This window comes from Salinicola salarius (assembly GCF_002179555.1).
In the GTDB taxonomy this organism is placed as follows: Bacteria; Pseudomonadota; Gammaproteobacteria; order Pseudomonadales; family Halomonadaceae; genus Salinicola; species Salinicola salarius_A.
In genome coordinates, this window is sequence record NZ_NHOU01000010.1 from 101,617 (window position 1) to 121,757 (window position 20,141).

At 59.9% G+C, this 20,141-nt stretch carries 16 protein-coding genes; 2 read left to right on the forward strand and 14 right to left on the reverse strand.

Going from position 1 to position 20,141, the window contains the following annotated elements; all coding sequences use genetic code 11:
• Nucleotides 1–7: 7 nt before the first annotated feature.
• The 7 genes from CCD76_RS10110 to CCD76_RS10140 all read right to left on the reverse strand — a co-directional run bounded on the left by CCD76_RS10110 (nucleotide 8) and on the right by CCD76_RS10140 (nucleotide 8,094).
• Nucleotides 8–2,191, reverse strand: a complete 2,184-nt coding sequence (locus CCD76_RS10110; RefSeq protein ID WP_087719392.1) for an alpha-ketoacid dehydrogenase subunit alpha/beta — start codon at nucleotides 2,189–2,191, stop codon at nucleotides 8–10.
• 19 nt (nucleotides 2,192–2,210) lie between these two features.
• Entirely contained in the window at nucleotides 2,211–2,984 is a 774-nt protein-coding gene (locus tag CCD76_RS10115; RefSeq protein ID WP_087719393.1) for an SDR family NAD(P)-dependent oxidoreductase, read from the reverse strand.
• A 109-nt stretch (nucleotides 2,985–3,093) separates the two neighbouring features.
• Nucleotides 3,094–3,801 (reverse strand): ABC transporter ATP-binding protein, encoded by a 708-nt coding sequence (locus tag CCD76_RS10120; RefSeq protein WP_087719394.1) that lies wholly within the window; start codon nucleotides 3,799–3,801, stop codon nucleotides 3,094–3,096.
• Nucleotides 3,801–4,562, reverse strand: coding sequence for an ABC transporter ATP-binding protein (locus CCD76_RS10125; protein ID WP_087719395.1), 762 nt, complete (start codon nucleotides 4,560–4,562; stop codon nucleotides 3,801–3,803). The genes CCD76_RS10120 and CCD76_RS10125 overlap by 1 nt, the downstream gene beginning before the upstream one ends.
• 12 nt (nucleotides 4,563–4,574) lie before the next feature.
• Nucleotides 4,575–5,855, reverse strand: a complete 1,281-nt coding sequence (locus tag CCD76_RS10130) for a branched-chain amino acid ABC transporter permease (RefSeq protein ID WP_087719396.1) — start codon at nucleotides 5,853–5,855, stop codon at nucleotides 4,575–4,577.
• A gap of 10 nt (nucleotides 5,856–5,865) precedes the next feature.
• Nucleotides 5,866–6,807: a branched-chain amino acid ABC transporter permease gene (locus CCD76_RS10135; RefSeq protein WP_087719397.1), complete on the reverse strand. Its 942-nt coding sequence runs from the start codon at nucleotides 6,805–6,807 to the stop codon at nucleotides 5,866–5,868.
• A gap of 84 nt (nucleotides 6,808–6,891) precedes the next feature.
• The gene (locus tag CCD76_RS10140; protein ID WP_087719398.1) at nucleotides 6,892–8,094 is read right to left on the reverse strand and encodes a branched-chain amino acid ABC transporter substrate-binding protein; all 1,203 of its coding nucleotides are present in this window, start codon (nucleotides 8,092–8,094) and stop codon (nucleotides 6,892–6,894) included.
• A gap of 196 nt (nucleotides 8,095–8,290) precedes the next feature.
• On the opposite strand from CCD76_RS10140, the gene CCD76_RS10145 reads away from it, so the two are divergent.
• Together CCD76_RS10145 and CCD76_RS10150 are read left to right on the forward strand one after the other, a co-directional pair.
• Nucleotides 8,291–9,025, forward strand: a complete 735-nt coding sequence (locus CCD76_RS10145) for an SDR family NAD(P)-dependent oxidoreductase (RefSeq protein WP_087719399.1) — start codon at nucleotides 8,291–8,293, stop codon at nucleotides 9,023–9,025.
• Nucleotides 9,026–9,082: 57 nt separating this feature from the next.
• Entirely contained in the window at nucleotides 9,083–9,805 is a 723-nt protein-coding gene (locus CCD76_RS10150; RefSeq protein WP_218777015.1) for a FadR/GntR family transcriptional regulator, read from the forward strand.
• 57 nt (nucleotides 9,806–9,862) lie between these two features.
• Here the strand turns inward: CCD76_RS10150 and CCD76_RS10155 are convergent, their stop codons facing one another.
• From CCD76_RS10155 to CCD76_RS10185, 7 genes are all read right to left on the reverse strand, one after another.
• Entirely contained in the window at nucleotides 9,863–13,186 is a 3,324-nt protein-coding gene (locus tag CCD76_RS10155; protein WP_087719400.1) for an FAD-binding and (Fe-S)-binding domain-containing protein, read from the reverse strand.
• Between the two features lie 87 nt (nucleotides 13,187–13,273).
• Entirely contained in the window at nucleotides 13,274–14,071 is a 798-nt protein-coding gene (fabG, locus tag CCD76_RS10160) for a 3-oxoacyl-ACP reductase FabG (RefSeq protein WP_087719401.1), read from the reverse strand.
• A 3-nt stretch (nucleotides 14,072–14,074) separates the two neighbouring features.
• Nucleotides 14,075–14,779, reverse strand: a complete 705-nt coding sequence (locus CCD76_RS10165; protein ID WP_087719402.1) for an ABC transporter ATP-binding protein — start codon at nucleotides 14,777–14,779, stop codon at nucleotides 14,075–14,077.
• Complete coding sequence (locus CCD76_RS10170) at nucleotides 14,763–16,598, reverse strand: branched-chain amino acid ABC transporter ATP-binding protein/permease (protein ID WP_087719403.1); 1,836 nt, start codon at nucleotides 16,596–16,598, stop codon at nucleotides 14,763–14,765. The genes CCD76_RS10165 and CCD76_RS10170 overlap by 17 nt, the downstream gene beginning before the upstream one ends.
• 31 nt (nucleotides 16,599–16,629) lie before the next feature.
• Nucleotides 16,630–17,511: a branched-chain amino acid ABC transporter permease gene (locus CCD76_RS10175; protein WP_087719404.1), complete on the reverse strand. Its 882-nt coding sequence runs from the start codon at nucleotides 17,509–17,511 to the stop codon at nucleotides 16,630–16,632.
• An 18-nt stretch (nucleotides 17,512–17,529) separates the two neighbouring features.
• A complete protein-coding gene (locus CCD76_RS10180; protein WP_087719405.1) occupies nucleotides 17,530–18,753 on the reverse strand; it encodes an ABC transporter substrate-binding protein in 1,224 nt (407 codons plus the stop codon).
• 268 nt (nucleotides 18,754–19,021) lie between these two features.
• Entirely contained in the window at nucleotides 19,022–20,026 is a 1,005-nt protein-coding gene (locus CCD76_RS10185) for an NAD(P)H-quinone oxidoreductase (RefSeq protein WP_087719407.1), read from the reverse strand.
• Nucleotides 20,027–20,141 lie beyond the last annotated feature (115 nt).

Here is a 20,141-nt window from a genome sequence, read left to right on the forward strand (position 1 = left end):
TACTCCTTTAGGCGAGCGGCCGGCCCTGCTGGGCCATGACCAGACGTAGACCGTCTTCGATCTCTTCCGGCCCGGCGCAGGCGGCGCGCTCGAGCACCTTGGAAATGCTGGGCGAGGCTTCGCCGCCGGTCACGCGCTGCACCGGCTGGTCCAGATAGTCAAAGAAGCGGCGCTGGACCTCGTCGCCCAGCAGGACACCGTAGGCGGTGCCCACCGAACCCTGCTCCACGACCAGCACGTTGTTAGTCTTGCGGATGCTCGCGCCGATGGTCTCCCAGTCGAGCCCGGCCCGGTCCAGGCTGCGCAGGTCGATCACTTCGGCATCCACGCTCAGCCGTTCCACGGCCTCCACCGAGGTCTGCACCAGGGATAGATAAGTCAACACGGTAACGTCCTTGCCCGGACGCACCACTTTCGCCTTGCCCAGCGGGATGTAGTAGTCCAGATCGTCGACTGGCGCCGGGAACTTGGCGTTGTAGAGGTCAGTGTGCTCGATCACCAGCACCGGGTCTTCGCACTGCAGCGCGCTATTCATCAGCCCGACGTAGTCATAGGGGGTGCTCGCCGCCACGATGCGCCAGCCCGGCGAGGTAGCGAAGATGCCGGCGGGATCCATGGAGTGCTGCGAGCCGTAGCCCGTGCCCATGGCCACCTTGGTGCGCAGCACTAAGGGCATGGCGCTGTCGCCACCGAACATGTGGCGCGCCTTGGCGATCTGGTTGAACACCTGATCGGCGGCCACCCACATGAAGTCCGGGTACATGAACTCCACTACCGGCCGGTAGCGCCCGTCCATGGCGATGCCACCGCCCAGCCCGACGAAGGCATTCTCGCTGATGGGCGTGCCCAGGCAGCGGTCAGGAAAGTCCTGCGAAAGCCCTCGGGTGGCGCCGTTAGTGCCGCCCTTGAGGCGGTGCACATCCTCGCCCATCACCACGATGCGTTCGTCTTTGCTCATACGCCGGTGCATGACGTCGGCCACGCTGTCGACGAACTTGTGCTCTTCGAGCTTGCCCTGGAACTGCTCCTGCTCCACATAGCGCACGCCGTCGAGCTCGGAGAGGTCGCCGCGAATGTGGGCGTCGCGGAAGTCCGGCGTCGGCCACAGGTCCGCCCGCACCGCCGGCTTGGCGCCGCTTTTGTCGAGCAGCTCGTCAGCGGCCGCCTCCATGGCGGCCTGCGCTTGCTCGCGCAGTGACTTGATGCCGGCCTCGTCGATCAGCTTGCGTTTGATCATCTCGCTGCCCACGCGATCCAGCGGATCGCGTGCACGCCACTCGTTTTCCTCATCCTTCGTGCGGTAGCCAAAGGCGCTGCCGGGCAGCGGCCCGTTCTGATGGAAGAAGCGGTACACGTCGGCTTCGATAATCGTCGGGCCGCCGCCGCTGCGCATGATCTCCAGCGCCTCTTGCGTGGCCAAGTACACAGCAAGCGGATCCATGCCGTCGATTTTCCACGAGGGGATTCCGAACGCCTGGCCGCGCGCCGAGAGCCGCGGCTCGGCGGTCGCTTCGTCCACCACCGTGGAGACGGCGTAGCGATTGTTCTCGATGAAGAAGCACAGCGGCAGTTTCCAAGCGGCGGCCAAGTTCATGGTCTCCAACACCGAGCCGATGTTGATCGCGCCGTCGCCGAAATAGGTGATCGTCACATCGCCCGTACCGGCGCGACGATGCGACCAGGCAGCACCGGCGGCCATGGGTACGCCGCCGCCGACGATCGCGTTGGTGCCGAGTACGCCCGCGTCGCCCCAGCGCAGGTGCATGGAGCCGCCGCGACCACGGCAGTAGCCCTGCGCCAGACCCATGATCTCGGCCAGCGTCTTCTGCAGCAGTTCGTGAACCGGCGCGGTCACGGCGTTAGCTGGGTCCATGCCCTCGGGGGAGACATAGTGCAGGCACTTTGCCAGAAACTGATGATGCGCCCGGTGGGAGCCGTTGATCTGGTCGGACGCGCGTAGCGTCAGCGCAGAACCCACGGCGCCGCTTTCCTGGCCGATGCTCGAGTGAGCAGGGCCATGCACCAGGCCTTGGCCTGCCAGCTCCAGCACTTTCTCTTCGAATGCGCGGATCAGGTGCAGGTCGACGAGGGAGCTCCGCAGCAGGCCGGGATCGGCGGCTTGCCAGTCCTTGTCGGTGGTGACTAGCTCGCGCCAGGGCGCGGCGGAAGTGAGTTTGCTGGAACGGGGCATTGCCGCCTCCTTAAATCGTTTAGAGATAGCCGTTGGCGGACCAGCCGCCATCCAGTCCGATGACTTGTCCGGTGATGAAACGCGCCTGGTCGGAGGCGAGGAAGTAGGCCAGGTCCGCCACTTCCTGGACGCTGCCGAAGCGTCCTTGGGGGGTGCGCCGGGTGAGAGCTTCAGCATCGACACGGCCATCGTTGATCAGCTCCTCGAGCAGTGCCGTGCGGATGTAACCGGGCGCGATTGCATTGACTCGGATATCCGCCGTCGCCCACTCCACCGCAAGCGCCTTACTCATCATCGCCACCGCGCTCTTGGTCGCGCAGTAGCCCAATCGGTTGGGCGCAGCGACCACGCCATACATCGAACTCATGTTGAGAATCACGCCCTCACTGCCGCGCATGTGCCGGGCGGCCTCGCGAGCGCAAAGGAAGACGCCGGTGAGGTTCACGTCCAACGAATGCTGCCACTCGTCCAGCGACAGCTCGAACGTCGGACGGTTACAGGAGACACCCGCGTTATTGATCAGCACGCGCACACCACCGAATTGTTTCGCGGCGGCTGCAAAGGCCGCGGTCACATCCTTCTCGCAGGCAACCGAACCCACCGATGCGGCGGCATAGCCGCCGGCCTCGGTGAGAGTAGACACCGCGCTAAGGGCTGCGTCGCCGTCGCGGTCGAAGATCAGCACCGGCTGATCTGCCGCCGCGAAACGCTCGGCGATGGCGCGTCCTATGCCGCTGCCCCCACCGGTGACCACCACCGCTCCGTTCGCAGGACGCTGCGATTGTTCTTGCATGGTAAAATGCTCCCAGACTTGTCTGATTGCCTTACAAGTTTAAGCGGCGCAGATACGTAGGACCTGCCCTCTTGCAGCGGGCACTGGTATGAACCGCTAACTTATGCGGTCACGCGACCTCTAGCCACTCGCGGCGGATATCATCACGCCCCTGCATTTCCTCGGCGGAGCCGTCGAAAACGATCTCGCCGTGGCCCATGACCAGCACCCGGCTCGCCACGCGCATGGCCATGCTCATCTTCTGCTCGACTAGCATCACACCCACGCCCTTGGCGTGGATGTCACGTATAACGTCCGTGACAACGTCCACGATCATAGGGGCGAGCCCCTCGGTGGGCTCGTCCACCAGTAGCACCAGCGGATTGCCCAGCAGTGAACGGCAGATCGTTAGCATTTGCTGCTCACCGCCTGACATGTAGCCCGCACGCTGGTTGCGCCGTTCCTTGAGCCGCGGGAAATAGCCGAACATGTCTTCTAGTGACCAGCGTGGAGCGCCTTCCACACCACGCTGCACGCCCATCTGGAGGTTTTCCTCGACGCTGAGATTGGGAAATACCAGCCGCTCCTCGGGTACGTAGCCCAGGCCGCGCAACGCAATCTGGTGTGAGCCTTTGCCGGCGAGCTCCTCGCCTTGAAGCTTCACGCTGCCTTCGGCCGGCGGCACGATGCCCATCATGGCCTTGAGCGTGGTCGAGCGTCCCGATCCGTTGCGCCCAAGCAGTGCAACGATGTCAGCCTCTGGCAGTGCGAAGTTCACGCCGTGGAGGATGTGGCTCTTGGCGTAGTAGGCGTGAAGACCCTTAATTTCGAGTAACACTATGCGACCTCCTCGCCCAGGTAAGCCTCTTGTACTTCCCGGTTGTTGCGGATTTCATCGGGTGTGCCAGTGGCGAGGATCTCCCCGTACACAAGCACCGAGATGCGGTCGCATAACCCGAACACCACGCTCATGTCGTGCTCGACCATCATCAGCGTCTTATCCGTCGTGATTTCGCGAATGAGATCGACGATATAGGCTGTCTCCTCGCGCGACATGCCCGCGGTGGGCTCATCGAGCAGGATCACTTCGGCCCCGGTGGCAAGAGTCATGCCGATCTCCAGCGAGCGCTGCTCGGAGTATGTGAGATCACCCGCCGGGGTTTCAGCGCGGTGTCTAAGGCGCACCCGCTCGAGCAACTCCATGGACTCAGTGTTAATTGCCTTCATGCGACTCACCCGGCGCAGAAGATTAAAGCGAATGCCGTGGCGGGCCATCACACCGATGCGGATGTTTTCCAGCGCCGAGAGACGGGCGAACACGTTGGTGATCTGGAACGAGCGGGCGAGCCCGGCGCGGTTGATCGCCTCGGGGCTCATGCCACTAACAACCCGCCCTTGCAGCTCGATGGTGCCGCTGGTGGGCGGAAATTCGCCGGAGATCAGGTTAAACATCGTGGACTTGCCCGCCCCATTGGGACCAAGCAGCGCGTGGCGCTCCCCGCGGTGAAGATCGAGATTCACACCTTTCATTATTTCCAGGCCGCCGAAGCTCTTGGTAACGTCCCGCACGGCTAGAACGACGTCGTCATTGCGTGTCATCGCATTGCTCCCTTAGTGACCACCGCCAGCGGCCGGTGCAGTCTCGGATTCGTACACATCGGCGCCCTGGTCTTCCCACAACTCATGGATGCGGGCCATGGCCTTGCGCACGATGATTACTCCGGGGACGAGCAGCACCAGTGACACAAGCCAAGTCACCGGGCTCAGCGGATCCCAACTCGCGCCGAGCAGGTGATAATCAGGCCACTCGCCAGTGCGTGTGACGACCGTCTGGTAGCGATTAGAGAATACGTGCTCAACACTCTGAATGAAGAACACAGCGGCTAGCGATATGAGCACGCCACCGCCGGCGAGTACGGCGTACGGCAGCGGCAGACGCGCCCAAGGCAGGCGATGACGCTGATCGATATGCGCCTGGATCAGCCCGCCGATGCCGCTGGGGGCGTAGAGCATCACCAAAACGAAGATCAGTCCCTGGTAGAGCAACCAGGCGTTGGTTGCGCCCGAGACGACGAAGCCGAACAGGGTGAAGATGCTCGCTCCGATGATTGGCCCAAAGAATACCGTGGAGCCGCCAACGAAGGTGTAAAGCACCACTTCAGCCGAGATGTGAGTACTGAAAATGCTGTAGTTGGCGGTCTCGCTTGATATGGCCATGAGTCCGCCGGCAATGCCAGCGAAAGTGGTGGAGATAGCGAACACCACCACTTTTGTGGCGTGCGCGTTGTAGCCCATATAGCGGATGCGCTGGGCATTATCGCGCAGCGCCTGGGTGAGCCGTCCAAAAGGGGTGCGCGTGTAGGCGTACAGAATGACCAAGCACAGCACCACCCAGACCAGCGTCAGGTAGTACACCTCCAGCGTGGTACCAAAATTGAGCCCCATGAAAGGCATGCGCATAGAAGAAAGCCCGGCTTCACCACCAAAGATGCCTTCCCAGTGCGGGGCGAGGGAGTACAACAACTCGGCGAGGGCGAGCGTGACCAGTGAAAAGTATACGCCGGCGCGCATAGTGGCAAAGTAGCCCGCGAAGAGCCCTCCGGTGAGACCCGCTACGCCACCGGCCAGCGGCAGCAGTACCGTGGGGACACCAAGGCCTCCGTATTCCACCGCCTGCATCAGGTGCAGCACGGCGAAGGCACCGATACCAAAGTAGGCCGCATGCCCGAAGGAAAGCATGCCACCCTGCCCCATGAGCAGATTAAAAGCCGCTGCGAACAGCGAGGCAATCAGCGCATTGACCAGCGCGTACTGAACGCCACCGCCGAACAAGGGCGGAACGGCGACCAGGGCAACCATCAGCAGAGCGATGAGAGGGAGTTTATAGCGCATCATCCTATCCTCAGTTCTTGGAGCCCATCAGGCCAGCCGGGCGAACCAGGAGCACGATCAGCATTAACAGGAAAGGCATCGCGCCGGAAATAGAAGAGATCGACATAGTGAGCAGGCCGCCCACGCTACGCGCCCAGCCTCCGAGCCCTACCCAGTCGAAGGCGCCGGCGAGCGACCAGTCCAGACCCACGGCAAAGGAGCTGAAGATACCGATCATCAGCGAGGCGAGCAGCGAGCCGGTGAGCGAGCCCAGGCCGCCAACCACGACCACCACGAACACGATCACGCCAAGCTCAAGCGCCATGTTCGGGTTGGTGGGGTAGAAAGCACCGGCCACCGCGCCTCCGAGACCCGCCAGCGCGGCACCGGCGCCGAACACGCCCATGAAGACGAGCGGCACGTTATGGCCCAGGGCCTGTGCTGTCTGCGGCAGGCGTTCGGCGCCACGCACCACGATGCCCACGCGCGTTTTGTTGAGCAGTACCAGCAGCGAGATAAACATGGCCAGCGCCACGCCACCGATGAAAACTCGGTAGAATGGATAGTCCGTCCCGAAGATATTGAACGCTGCGAAGTTCAAGACGTCAGGCATTCGATAGTTCACTGGATAGTCGCCGTAGAAGAGCTTGACTAGCTCTTCAAAGATGAAAGCGAGACCGAAGGTCAGCAGCAGCTCGTGCGCGTGCCCATAGAAATGGACACGTCGCAGCAAGTAGCGCTCGACCAGGATACCGATGATGCCCACCAGCAGAGGGGCCACCAGCAACCCTATCCAGAAATTGAAAATACCTGAGAGCGTGTAGGCGAAGTACGCGCCCAGCATATAAAAAGAGGCATGGGCGAAGTTGAGAACGCCCATCATACCGAATATCAGCGTCAGGCCCGCCGAGACCATGAACAGCAGCATCCCGTAGATGACGCCGTTTAATGCGGAGGTTATGAGGAATTCCATGCGTCACTCCTGATCCGAGCAGCGCCGGGGCCTCGGATGGGAAGGAAACGCCCCGCGGGTCGGTGGCCCGCGGGGCGGGCTTACTTACGGCCGGCGCATCCGGCAGGATTCCTGCACCGAAAAAATCGCGTCCTCGGCGGACACCACTTCGATGGGCTCAAAGCCCATATCGGTGCCGTCAACCGGGTACTTCACATCCTTGCTCACTCGTGACACGACCACCGGCATCACCGTCTGGTGATCGCCCTCACGGATGGAGATTTCACCGAGATCGGTCTCCAAGGTCGCCTGCTCGAGAGCGGCTGCGATCTGGTTGACATCGATATCTCCGCCCTCGAAGTCCACTTTCTCCAGCGCCTTGGTGAATAGCTTGATGCCATTGACTGCGCCTGGCTCGACATAGACGGGATAGTGGCCGGTCATGGACTGGTAGTCGTTCACAAACTCTTCGCTGAGCAGTTCGATATTGCCCGGGTGCGCCACGTAGTTGCCCATGGCCCCTTGACCTGCGTTGGCTACGTTACCAACCTGATCCAAGAAGGCAGTGCCAAAGGTGATGTCGTCCAGACCAGCGCCGCCGACTGCCTTCATCAGCAGAAGCAGGTCGTTGGACCAGTTGCCCGTGATCACCGAGTCGGGATTGGCGGACTTGATCTGCGCGACGTAAGGTGCGAAGTCTTGGATGCGGTTAACCTCATGCAGCACCGTGTCGACGACTTCGTAGCCATATTCGTCGGCGCGCGCCTCTATGGACTCCTGCATGTCCTTACCCCAAGAGTAATTCTGGTTGATCGAGTAGACGCGGTCGCCTAGATCTCCCTGCTCAGACATCACTTGAGTTAGCGCACCGACGCGCATCGGCGCGGTGGAGGTGAAGTGGAAGGCGTGGTAGTGGCACTTGTTGCCGCGCAACTCCATCGCCTCGCCGCCGACGTTGAGGTAGAGCACCTCGTCGCCGCGGTTGCGGATGTTGTGCTTGCGCACATCTTCGCTCACCTGGCCGGCAACGGCCGAAGAGGAGCCCTGGATGATGACATTGACGCCATCAGCAATCGCCTGGCGCACTTTAGCCGCAGCACCGGAGGTGTTGCCGCCGTTATCGTATTCCAGGATTTCGATCTGCTCGCCGTTGTAGCCACCCTGCTCGTTGACCTTCTCCAGCACGTAGCGTGCGGCAGTGGCGTACAGCCGGCCGGTGGAAGTCTGGGAGCCTGACAAGGACTCGACAATACCGACTTTGAGTGGCTCGGCCTGGGCCGAGGAAGCCACAGCCATCCCCAGTGCCATGCCGGCCCCAGCCACTGTTGATATAGCTCTCCTGCTTAGCATAAGCGCCTCAGTGATCTTAAAAATTGTTTTTGAAAGCCTTTACTTGAAGCACATGTCAGTAATAAGTTTGTAAGCTAATCTGACAACTTCTAAGTCACACTGGATGTTGTAAGGCAACCAAACAATAAGACCTTGGTATCGAATAAGGACACTCATGAGCAAGCAGCGACACAAGACCGCCGTAATTACCGGTGCTGCGGGTGAGATTCCCACAGCAATCGCCAAGTTATTTCACAAAAGAAATATCAGGTTAATGCTGACAGACATCAGTAATGATGTTCTGCCCACCCTCGTAAACTCCTTAGGAGGTGAACCCAATTGCTATGGGGTCCGTCAAGATGTCACAAAGATGGAGGACGCCGAGCGTATAGCCGCTACATGCAAAGACGTGTTCGGCCAAGTAGATTATATCGTCACCGGAGCAGGCCTCTACCAACACCTGCCCCTGGAAGAGATTGCTGAAGCGGATTGGAGAACGAGCCTAGCCATCAACCTTGATGGCGTTTTCTTCACCATACAGGCCTTGCGGCCGCTCTTGAGCGAGGACAGCTCGATCGTCAACATTGCCTCGCTGGCCGGCCAGCGAGGCAGCTTGAACCATACGCCCTATGCAACAGCAAAAGGTGGGGTGCTGACGCTCACCCGGTCATTGGCCCAAGAGCTCGCGCCACGCACTCGCGTCAATGCCATCTCTCCGGGGCTCATAGATACCCGGATGATGGAATCGCTTGATGCGGCCAAGCGGCAAGCCATGATCGGCACCACCCCCTTGCAGCGCCTGGGAAGACCCGATGAAATCGCCAGCGTCGTCAGTTTCCTGTGCAGCGATGCGGCGAGCTTCATGACCGGGGAAAGCCTCCAGGTTAATGGCGGACTCTATGTCAACTGATACACGAAGACATATTTATCGGTCGAAGAGCGCCGCCTTCTTCCGGAATGGGAAGCCATGATGAACAACGTACCTTCAAGCACCATCGCACGAGGCCACTCCCTATCGGATGAGGTGGCCATGCGTATCAGAAAATCCATCGAAAGCGGCAGCATCGAGCCAGGCAAGCGCTTACCTACCGAGCAGGAGCTCGGCGAAGCCTATGGCGTCAGCCGCCCGGTGATTCGAGAAGCCGTCTCGATCCTGAAGTCGGACGGCCTGGTGATTTCGCAACAGGGACGCGGTCACTTCGTCAACCCGCAAGGCGCCTCGGTCTTCCGACTCGAGCCCAGTTTCGAAGACAAGGAAGACCTTGCCGACCTGTTTCACTTCCTCATGTCCGTCGAAGTGGCGGCAACTGAGCAAGCCGCCACCCGCCGCACTTCCAGCGACCTTGACGCCATCCGCCAGCAACTTGATGGACTGGAAGTCGCCATCCGGGAAAACCGCAACGGAGTCGAGGAGGACATAAAATTCCATCGTGCCATCCTCCAGGCCACCCACAACGCCTACTTCATCTGCTTCGGAGAGTTTTTGGATTCGCGCGTCCGTAATCTGATCCGTACCGCTCGTGAGAATACGGCGCGAAACCAGGATATGATCAAGCGCGTACAGCATGAGCACGAAGCGATCTTCAAAGCCATTGTCGCCCAAGATGCCGAAGGCGCCCGGGCTGCCGCCAAGCAACACCTCAACAATGCCGCCCAGCGGCTTCATATCTACCTAGCACCCGCCGATTGATCGGAGCGATCAGCGCTCGTGACATGAGCTACCTCCTGCGGTGGGCTTGCCTGGCGCTTAGCCGCGCTTGATGGCCGAGAGCAAGCCCTGCAGCGGATGTGCCAGAGCCGTGTTCGAGAGTCGCTTGGCCTGGCTGCGACACGAGTAGCCGGTGGCCAGCAGCGTGCCGGCATTGGCCGGAGCCTCGACCGGCGTGCGCCACGAGAGATCGTAGATCGCCTCGGAGGTCTCGCGGTTACGCGCCTCGTGGCCGTAGGTGCCGGACATGCCGCAGCAGCCGGTGGCGATCAATTCGAGTTGCAGCCCGGCGTTGGCGAACACCTGCTGCCAGGCCTTGGGCGAGCCCGGGGCGTTGGTGCGCTCGGTACAGTGCGAGAGCAGCTTGAAGCCGGGATCGTCGAGGCTTACGTCCGGGGGCAATAGCCGCTGGCCGAGCGAGACCAGCCATTCCTGCAACAGCAGTACCTCGGGGGCGCTGTCCGGCCCCAGCGCCTGGGCATATTCCTGGCGGTAGGCCAGGGTCATCGCCGGGTCGACGCCGACCAGCGGCACGCCACTTTCGGCCAGCGTCCTGAGGCGCCTTGCCTGTTTTTCGGCGGTGCGCTCGAAGGCGCCGAGAAAGCCCTGGACGTTGAGCGGCTTGCCGTTGGCCGAAAAGGGCGCGACGAACACGCGGATGTCGAGCCGGGTGAGCAGCTCAACGATATCCATCACCAGCTTCGACTCGAAATAGCTGGTGAAGGCGTCCTGGATCAGGATCACGCTGCGCGCTTTCTGGCGCTCGTTGAGCAGGCCGAGCGAGGTCGGCGTGGCCTCACTGATGCCCCAGGCGCGCAGTTGCTTGGCGAGGCTCGCCCGCGACAGCCGCGGGCTGTCGACCATGCCGATGGGGCCGGCCAGCAAGCGCTCGACCAGGCGGTTGCCGAGCAGGGCGTTGTAGGCCGGCGCCACCGGCTGCAGATAGGGCACGAAGAATTCCAGCCCGCCGATCAGGTAGTCGCGCAGCGGGCGCAGGTAACGGCCGTGATAGATCTCGAGGAACTGCGAGCGGAACTCGGGCACGTTGACCTTGACCGGGCACTGCCCGGCGCAGGACTTGCAGGCCAGACAGCCGGCCATCGCCTCGTGAACCTCGTGGGAGAAGTCCGGCTCGCCGCGGCGCTTGGCCAGGGTATTGCGCAGACGTAGCGGGAAGTCGCGGACGAACTCCCAGGCGCCCTCGGACTTCTTGTTGCGCGACTCCTCGAGTACGTCGATGCCGGCGTTGCCCTGCAGGCGCAGCCACTCGCGCATCAGGCTGGCGCGGCCCTTGGGCGAGTGGATGCGTTGCCGGGTGGCCTTCCACGACGGGCACATGGCGTCATCGGGGTCATAGTTGTAGCAGGCGCCGTTGCCGTTGCAGTACACCGCGCTGGCATGGGCGCGCCACACCCGCTCATCGATCTGGCGATCGAGTTCGCCGCGAGTCGGCACGCCGTCGACGGTCAACAGGCCAGGATCGGCCCCCTTGATGGCCTGTTCGGCGACCGTATCTTCTCCCCGGGACGCGCTGCCTGTGGCCGCGGACGGACTCCCCGCAGTTTCGGGCGGGATAGCCGTACCGGCGTCTTCGGGCCGGATGGATCGCTCCGCGTCTTCGAGCGGGATAGTCGTACCGGCGGCTTCGGGCCGGATGGAAAGCGGCGTAGCAATCTTGCCCGGGTTCATCTGGTTGTGCGGATCGAACGCCGCCTTGAGGCGTTGCAGGGTGGGGTAGAGCTCGCCGAAGAACTTCGGCGCGTACTCCGAACGCACGCCCTTGCCATGCTCGCCCCATAACAGACCATGATATTTGTGAGTCAGTGCGGCGACTTCATCGGAAAGCTCGCGTATCAGCGTCGCCTGGGCCGGGTCCTTCATGTCGATCGCCGGGCGCACGTGCAGCACCCCGGCGTCGACGTGGCCGAACATGCCGTAGCTGAGCCCGCGCTCGTCCAGCAGGGCGCGGAACTCGGCGATGTAATCGGCCAGATGCTCGGGCGGCACCGCGGTATCCTCGACGAACGGGATCGGGCGCTTCTCGCCCTTGGCGTTGCCGAGCAGGCCCACGGCGCGCTTGCGCATGGCGTAGACGCGGCCGATCTGCTCGCGACCCTCGGCCCGCGTGTAGCCCAGCCGTTCGACACTGGCGTCGGCGGCCAGGTGATCGGTGAAGGCGGCGACGCGCGCCTCCAGTTTTGCCGGGTCGTCGTCGTTGAACTCGACCAGGTTGATGCCGCGAATCGTCACTTGCTCGCCGCGGCGCGTGGCCGGGGCGATGGCGACTTCGACGCCCTCGCTGAGCGGCTCGGGACGGTCGTTGTCCGGCGCGGGAAAGAACTCGGCGACACTGTCCCAGACGAAATCCTCCATCGCCAGGGCCAGCACGCTATCGTCGATGGTCTCGATCGAGGTCGGCTTGGCATGGCTCGCCATTAGTGCCTTGGCGTCGCGCAGCGCATCCATGAAGCCGCTGTAGCGGATATTGACCAGCGTCGAGTGGCGAGGGATGGGCAGCACGTTGAGTGTCGCCTCGGCGATGAAGCCCAGCGAGCCTTCCGAGCCGCACAGCACGCTATTGAGATCGAAGCGACCCTCCGCGTCCCTGAGGTGCGCCAGGTCGTAACCGGTCAGGCAGCGGTTAAGCGGCGGAAACACGGCCTCGATCCGTTCGCGTTGACTGTCGATGATATCGCTCGCAACACGGTGGGTCTCGCCGACGATATCGTCGCGTGCGCAGAGTGCAGCGAGTTCGGCGTCGTTCACCGGCCGGCTCTCGAAGCGCTCGCCGCCGAGCATGACCATGTCCAGCGCCAATACGTGATCGCGGGTCTTGCCGTATTCGCGGCTGCCCTGGCCGCTGGCGTCGGTGGAGATCATGCCGCCGATGGTCGCGCGGTTGGAGGTCGACAGCTCCGGTGCGAAGAACAGCCCGTGAGGCTTGAGCGCGGCGTTGAGCTGGTCCTTGACCACCCCGGCCTGGATCCGCACGCGGCGATTTTCGACGTCGATCTCGAGGATCCGGTTCATGTAGCGCGAGACATCGACCATCAGGCCGTCGGCCAGCGACTGGCCGTTGGTGCCGGTGCCGCCGCCGCGCGGGGCAAGCACGATATCGCGGTACTCGCGGGTCCCGGCCAGCCGCGCGATGCGTTGCAGGTCATCGGCGTCGCGCGGGTAGAGCACCGCCTGGGGCAGGCGCTGATAGATCGAGTTATCGGTGGCCAGTACCGTACGGTTGGCGTAGTCGGGCGCGATATCGCCGCGAAAGCCGGCGTGGCGCAGGGCCTCGAGGAACGCCAGGTAGCGGGCGTCGAGGTGTGTAGCCGGGTCGGTGTGGGCCGTGTCCAGTCTAGCGATCATGGTATCTCGGGAAAAAAGCCCAGCATGAAGCTGGGCAAGCGAAACACGACTTCGCAGTCGCTCGTGCAAAATTATCCACAAGGGGGGTCAGGTCATGTAAAGCCCACCGGCTACATCGATGGTCTGCCCCGTGACGAAACTCGACTCGTCTGACGTCAGATACAGCGCCAGGTCCGCGACTTCTTCCGGCTTGCCCAAGCGCCCGAGCGGAGTCAGACGAACCTGCTCATCATTGATGGCGGAATCCACCGCAAGCACCATCGGCGTCTCGATCCGCCCCGGGGCAACCGCATTCACGCGAACGTTGTAGGGTCCCAGTTCGGCGGCCAGGTGCTTGGTAAATCCGATGATGGCCGACTTGGTCGCCGCATAATGGCACGCCACCACCGGTGAGTGGGTCTTGCCGGCAACGGACGACATGTTGACGATGTGGCCACGCCGCGCACGACGCATGCCATCACCAACCGCGCGGATGGTATTGAAAGCCCCCGTAAGGTTGACTCCCACTACCTGATTCCACTCTTCCGGCGCCATTTCACAGACGGATGCAGGGAGGCCGCCATGCTTGGGAGATATGCCGGCATTGTTGACCAAGCCATCGATGGGGGCGCCAAAGTGGGCTTCGGCCTCTCTCACGCCGCGTTCGACCGCGGCGTAATCGGAAACGTCGACCGACAGCGGATAGGCATCACCTCTCCCCATTTCCCGGATGGCAACACAAACCTCACGGGCACTGTCAGCCGACCAGTCCATGACCGAGACATTAGCACCACGCGAAGCAAACGCTATGGCAATCGCGCGGCCAATGCCGGCACCACCGCCGGTAACGAGTACATGTCGGCCGGCATGGCTAGGTCGATAGCTTATAGAATTCTCTAGAGCCATGTCTCAAATCCCCAAGTATGCTTTACGAATGTGGTCATTGCCCATCAGCTCTTGGGCCTGTCCATCCATTACGATCCTTCCATTTTCGATGACGTAGGCTCTGTCGGCGACCTTGAGCGTCTGTTGGACATTCTGCTCAACGATCAGCACCGTCGTACCGCTCTCGGCAATCTTCTTGACGACATCGAATACCTGCGATACGACAATCGGAGCCAACCCCAGGGAGGGTTCATCGAAGATCAGCAGTTCGGGGCACGCCATCATGCCGCGCGCAATGGCAACCATCTGCTGCTCACCTCCCGACAGGGATTCCGCCTGCTGATGGAGACGCTCTTTCACGCGAGGGAACAGCGCCAACACCTCTTCCAATCGCTGCTCATAACGGGATTTTGCTGCCGGCCGATAGGCACCCATTTGAATGTTCTCGAGTACAGTCATTTCCGGAAAGAGTTGACGCGCCTCAGGGATCAGCGTAATCCCGCGATTCACTACCTGATGGGCCGGCAAATGGGTAATGTCCTCGTCTTTGAAGGTAATGCTCCCGGCGGAGGTATCGATCAAGCCAGAGAGCGTCCTCAAAGTGGTTGTCTTGCCGGCACCGTTACCACCGACGATGGTGACGACCTCACCCTTCTTAACCTCCAGGGAAACATCGTGAAGGATCGTGGTAGCGCCGTAACCCGATGACACATTATTCATTCGAAGCATCAGACGCCTCCTTGCCTAGATAGGCTTCAATGACAGCCTCGTTCTTCACCACTTCCTCCGGCTTGCCTTGGGCGAGAATCTCACCGGAGCTAATCACGATCACTCGGTCTGAAAGCTCCATTACGGCCTGCATCACGTGCTCAATGGCAATGATGCTGATACCACTGTTGCGAATCACCTTGATCAGTTCGATGGCCTCCCTGAGGTCGGCAGGATTGATACCGGCCATCACCTCGTCCAGGAGAAGGATGCGTGGACGCATCGCCATGACACGGGCTACCTCCAGGCGTTTGAGGCCACCAATGGGAAGGTTTCTGGCCTCTTCGTCCAAGAAGCGATTCAGCCCGAGCTCAGAGGCAATTTCACGTGCCGCCTTACGACACTCCTCTACCGAGCGGAAGCGATAGAAAGCCCCCACCATAATGTTCTCTTCCACCGTCATGGCTGCGAAGGGCTGGACAATCTGGAAAGTCCGGCCGACACCACTACGTGCAAAGGCACCGGGCGTTTTCGGGGAAATGAAGTGGCCATCTTCGCCGAGGACCGCAACCGACCCGGAGTCGGCACGCAAGAAGCCGGAAATCATGTTGAAGACCGTGGTCTTCCCTGCACCGTTGGGTCCAATGATGCCCAGCACCTCACCCTTGTGAAGGTCGAAGGAGAGATCGTTGGTGACGTGCAGGCCACCGAAGTGCTTGTCGAGATGCTCGACCTTCAGGACAACTTCACCGATTGGCGGCCGTGTGGGCTTATTTATGTCGTCCAGAGGAACGTGATCGACGGAGTTCTCGACGCTGGCGTCGAGACGGCGAACCCGTGAAGAAGGTAGGTAGCGCTGGATAAGGCTCATGATTCCATCCGGCATGAACAGTACTACCAGAATCAGCACGACCCCATATACGAAGCCATGAAGGCCAATAGCACTGGAGCCCAACCAACCGCGTGCCAGTTCCGTAATAGGCACCAGTAGAATCGTACCGTAGAGCGGACCGAAAACGGTGCCCAGCCCACCCACGAGGGCGAACAGGACTATCTGAATGGAAAACGTTAGGTTGAATGCTGATTCGGGTTCGATGTATGTCAGGTATGAACCATGGAAAGTTCCGAGCATGGCCGTAAGGCCGGCAGAAATAGCCGCCGCATACAGTCGCACGTGAACAGTGCGAATGGCGGCTCCCCTGGCAGCCGACTCACGCTCACGGGTAGCAATCAACTGGAAACCCAGCTTGCTGCGGCGGATCACCCAAGCGACGGCGAGCGAAAACGACATCAACCCGAATACGATAACCAATGAAGGCAGCCGCTCCGTGAAGATCATGGTGCTCCACCCCATTTCGAGAGGAACCATCACGCCATTGGCGCCTCCGGTCAGGCCGACCCAGTTCAGCGAAATAACATGAAAGACCTCAAGAAAGGCTATGGAGGCAAGAGCATAGAATGGTCCATGCAGCTTGAAGCAGGGATAGCTGATGGCGACAGCCACGCCAGCGGCCAGGATTGCCCCGACAAACATGCTGATCCAAGGAGAAACTCCTGAGTTGAGCATCAGCATCCCCGTGTAGGCACCGATGCCATAATAAATCGCATGCCCTAACGAGAGCTGCCCGGCATAGCCGCCCACGATATTCCAGGCGGTCGATAGACCGGCAAACAAGCAGATGGTAATGAAAATATGGTAGATGTAATCATCGCCGACACCTATCGGGATGATTATCAAGCTAGCCAGGGTAGCGAAGAACAGTATCTTCTTGTTGAATAACCATCGCATACCACCCCCATGATTCCTCGCCGGTGTAGAGGATATCGTCTTATCATTCATGATACTTTCTCCGGTGGAGCAATAACGCTTCTCAGGACACGTGAGCAAGTTTTCTTGCCTTGCCGAACAGCCCGGATGGACGGAATATCAAGATCATCAAAAAGATACCGAACACAGCGACACCCTTCAGTGACGACCCCAGGTAAAAACCGGTAAAAGAGTCCACGAGGCCAATGATCAAAGCGGCAAAAAAAGCTCCAGTAATGCTTCCCAACCCCCCCATGACGACGATCACGAAAGCAATCAGGACGAAGCTTTGCCCCGTTTGGGCATTGACGGGATACAGCGGAGAAAGCAGGACTGCGGCGATACCTACGCAAGCAATACCGATACCGAACGTCACCATATTGATGCGCGACACATTGATACCCATAAGCTGTGCGGCATTGCGATTCTGAGCCGTGGCTCGAATGGCGCGCCCCATCTGCGTTCGAGTCAGGAACAAGTGCAGTCCACCCACCATAAAGATGGAGCACAGCATTATGACGACCTGTCCGGTCAGAACGGTTGCCAGCCCTAGGTCCAGGGTATGACGCATGCCACTGGAAGGCGTATTGAAATTATCGGAACCCGCGATCATCAATACCAAGTTTATCATTGCGATCGACAGGCCGACCGTCGCAAATATCTGGACGTGCTCATCCGAGTTCCTGAGCGGTTCAATTAGGTATTTCTGAACTAAAATGCCCAATACGAACAATAAAGGAACGATGAAGACTAGCGTCAAATATGGGTGAATGCCGAGATAGGTAGTGATGATGTAAGTTAGCATCATCCCTATCATCATGAATTCGCCATGAGCAAAGTTGATAACCTTCGTTATACCAAAGATCAGCGTCAAACCGACGCTGACCATGGCATAAAGGCTACCAAGCATTAGACCATTGACTATAAGGCTAAAAATTAATTCCATTTGGTAACCTCAAGGCTATTATTGGCTAGTCCGCATGTCGGCAACGCTGGCTTCTTCCGGATAAACGGTTACCAACTCGCCATCCTGCCATTGCATACCCATCATGCTTGCACGTTCGTTCTGGTTGTTCTCGCCAATCTTGAGGCCGATACCGGCTGCCGTTTCGCCAACGGGGACGTCCATCGCCAGCACGGCTTCCTTGATCTCATCGGCGGAGAACCCGCTACCCGCATCAATGGCACGAAGCAGCCCAAGCGCTCCGGTATAGTTAATCAGGGAGTGACCAGAACGGGGAGATTCATTGTACTTCTCTTCATAGGAGGCCACGAAGTCCTCAATGCCAGGTGCAAATTCTGGATTGATGTTGTACTGGGTGAAATCGGCATCGTAGACACCGTCGATCACATCGTGTCCCACTGCCTCCGCGGTCGGCGTCATCGAGTAGCCTCCGCCGCCACCGATGATCGCCTTGGGACGATAATCGCGCTCATTGGCCTGGCGAAGGAACAGAACAGAATCATCCTGATAGGATGTCTGCAGAACGACGTCGACGTCCTTGTCTTGCAGTGAAAGTACGATGGAAGACATGTCCACGGATGACGCCGGATAGTGCTCTTCCATCACAATGTTGAGCCCCTTCTCTTCGGCAAATGCACGCTGATGTTTGGCCACTGAAGAACCGTAGTTGGAATCCTCATGGATGATGCCGATTCGCAGTTCGGTCGGGTCGACACCGAGCTCGGGAGCGATGCCGTCGACCAGCATGTCGATGATGGTCTCGGCCATGTGATAGGCAGTCGGGTTGGTACGGAATACGTAGCTCAGCCCGCGCTCCGTTACATCGTCGGCAACGGCACCCAGCTCGAAGTATGGCACCTTACTCATTTCGGCCACCTGGGAGGCAGCGATGGAGCGTGAAGAGGCGAAGGTACCGAAGATCGCCTTAACGTCTTCGCGAGAGATCAGCCGGCGTGCTTCGCCGATTGCCTGGTTGTTGTCCACGGCATCGCCTATCTCGAGCACGACGGTCTCGCCCTGTACGCCTCCATTCGCGTTGATCTGTTCGACTGCCAGCTCTAGGCCGCGATAGCTTTCTTCACCTAGGAGGGCCAGTCCACCACTGAGCGGATAGAGCGCCCCAAACTTCACCTCGGCGAAGGCAGAGGCTGACACACCGCCCAGCAAGGCTGTCGCAACGACGCTGCTGATGACAGTACGGCGAAACTTGTGATTGTATTTCATGGTCATGTGCTCCTGATTATTACTTTATGTTTGGCTTTTATTTGCTTGCCATTCGGTAACGGTTCACTACCTTTAAAGCCCGTGATTGGCGATGAGAATACGAATCTATTATGGTTTCCAGCAACGTAGGCATTTTATTGTCAATAGCCCTCCTCAGCTGAACCAAAGCAGTTATCTGGATGCGTAATCATGACATCTTGCACCCCGCAAGAATTGGCAATACTTGGATGGACTACGCGAGAAAAAGGCAGATATCGGTGTGATGACCTCAATCGAAAGTCAGCACGATCTTTCCGATGTGCTCCGCATCCATTCGGCGGTGCGCATCCGCCACATCTTCAATGGCAAAGGTGGAGTCGATTACCGGCAGGCAGCGCCCCTCTTCCCACAGAGGCATGACGCGGGCCTTGAGCTCCTCGGCAATTTCCTGCTTCTGCTCGATGCTACGTGCTCGTAACGTCGACCCCGTCAGCCACAGCTTCTTGGCCAGCAACAGCCAAGCATTGATAGTGGATTCAGGCCCCTTCATCACGGCGATCTGCACGATACGCCCCTGTTCAGCTGCCGCCTCCATATTGCGGCTCAGGTAATCACCACCAACCATGTCGAGGGTTAGATCGACGCCATGGCCACCGGTAACCTCTTTCACCACCTCGACGAAATCCTGCGTTTTGTAGTTGATCGCATGCGTCGCTCCCAGCTCGAGGCACTGTTGGCATTTCTCTTCGCTGCCTACAGTCGCGATTACGTTTGCACCGAAAGCCTTGGCTAGCTGTATGGCAGTCGTGCCAATCCCCGAGGTCCCTCCATGCACCAGGAACGTCTCGCCCTCCTTGAGGCCGCCGCGCTGAAAGACATTGGTCCATACCGTGAAGAAAGTTTCTGGTACCGCGGCTGCCTGAACCAGAGTCATCGTCGCTGGAACGGGCAGTGCATTGCGCTCGTCCACCACCGCATACTCGGCATATCCGCCGCTCGCCACGAGCGCCATCACGGCATCGCCGACCGAGTAGCGTGAGACCTCGCTGCCAGCCTCAATCACGTGACCGCTGATCTCCAGGCCCAGCACGTCAGTAGCGCCAGGTGGCGGCGGATAGCCCCCCATGCGCTGCATCACATCGGGGCGATTGATACCGGCTCCGGCCACCTTGACGAGAATTTCACGTGGCCCCGGTAGGGGAATTTCGCCGTCTACGACACTCAGCATCTCGGGGCCGCCCGGCTGACGAGCCGTGACTTGCTTCATCGTTTTCGTACGTGTGCTGCGAGTCATGAGTTCTCCACTGTAGTGTCGTATCCAGCTAGGTTTTTATGGCAAAGTAGGTCATTAAACGTAGAATGAAGCGCTTCATTTCATAGTAAGTATCCCCCGGCAAAGCCGGGGGCTT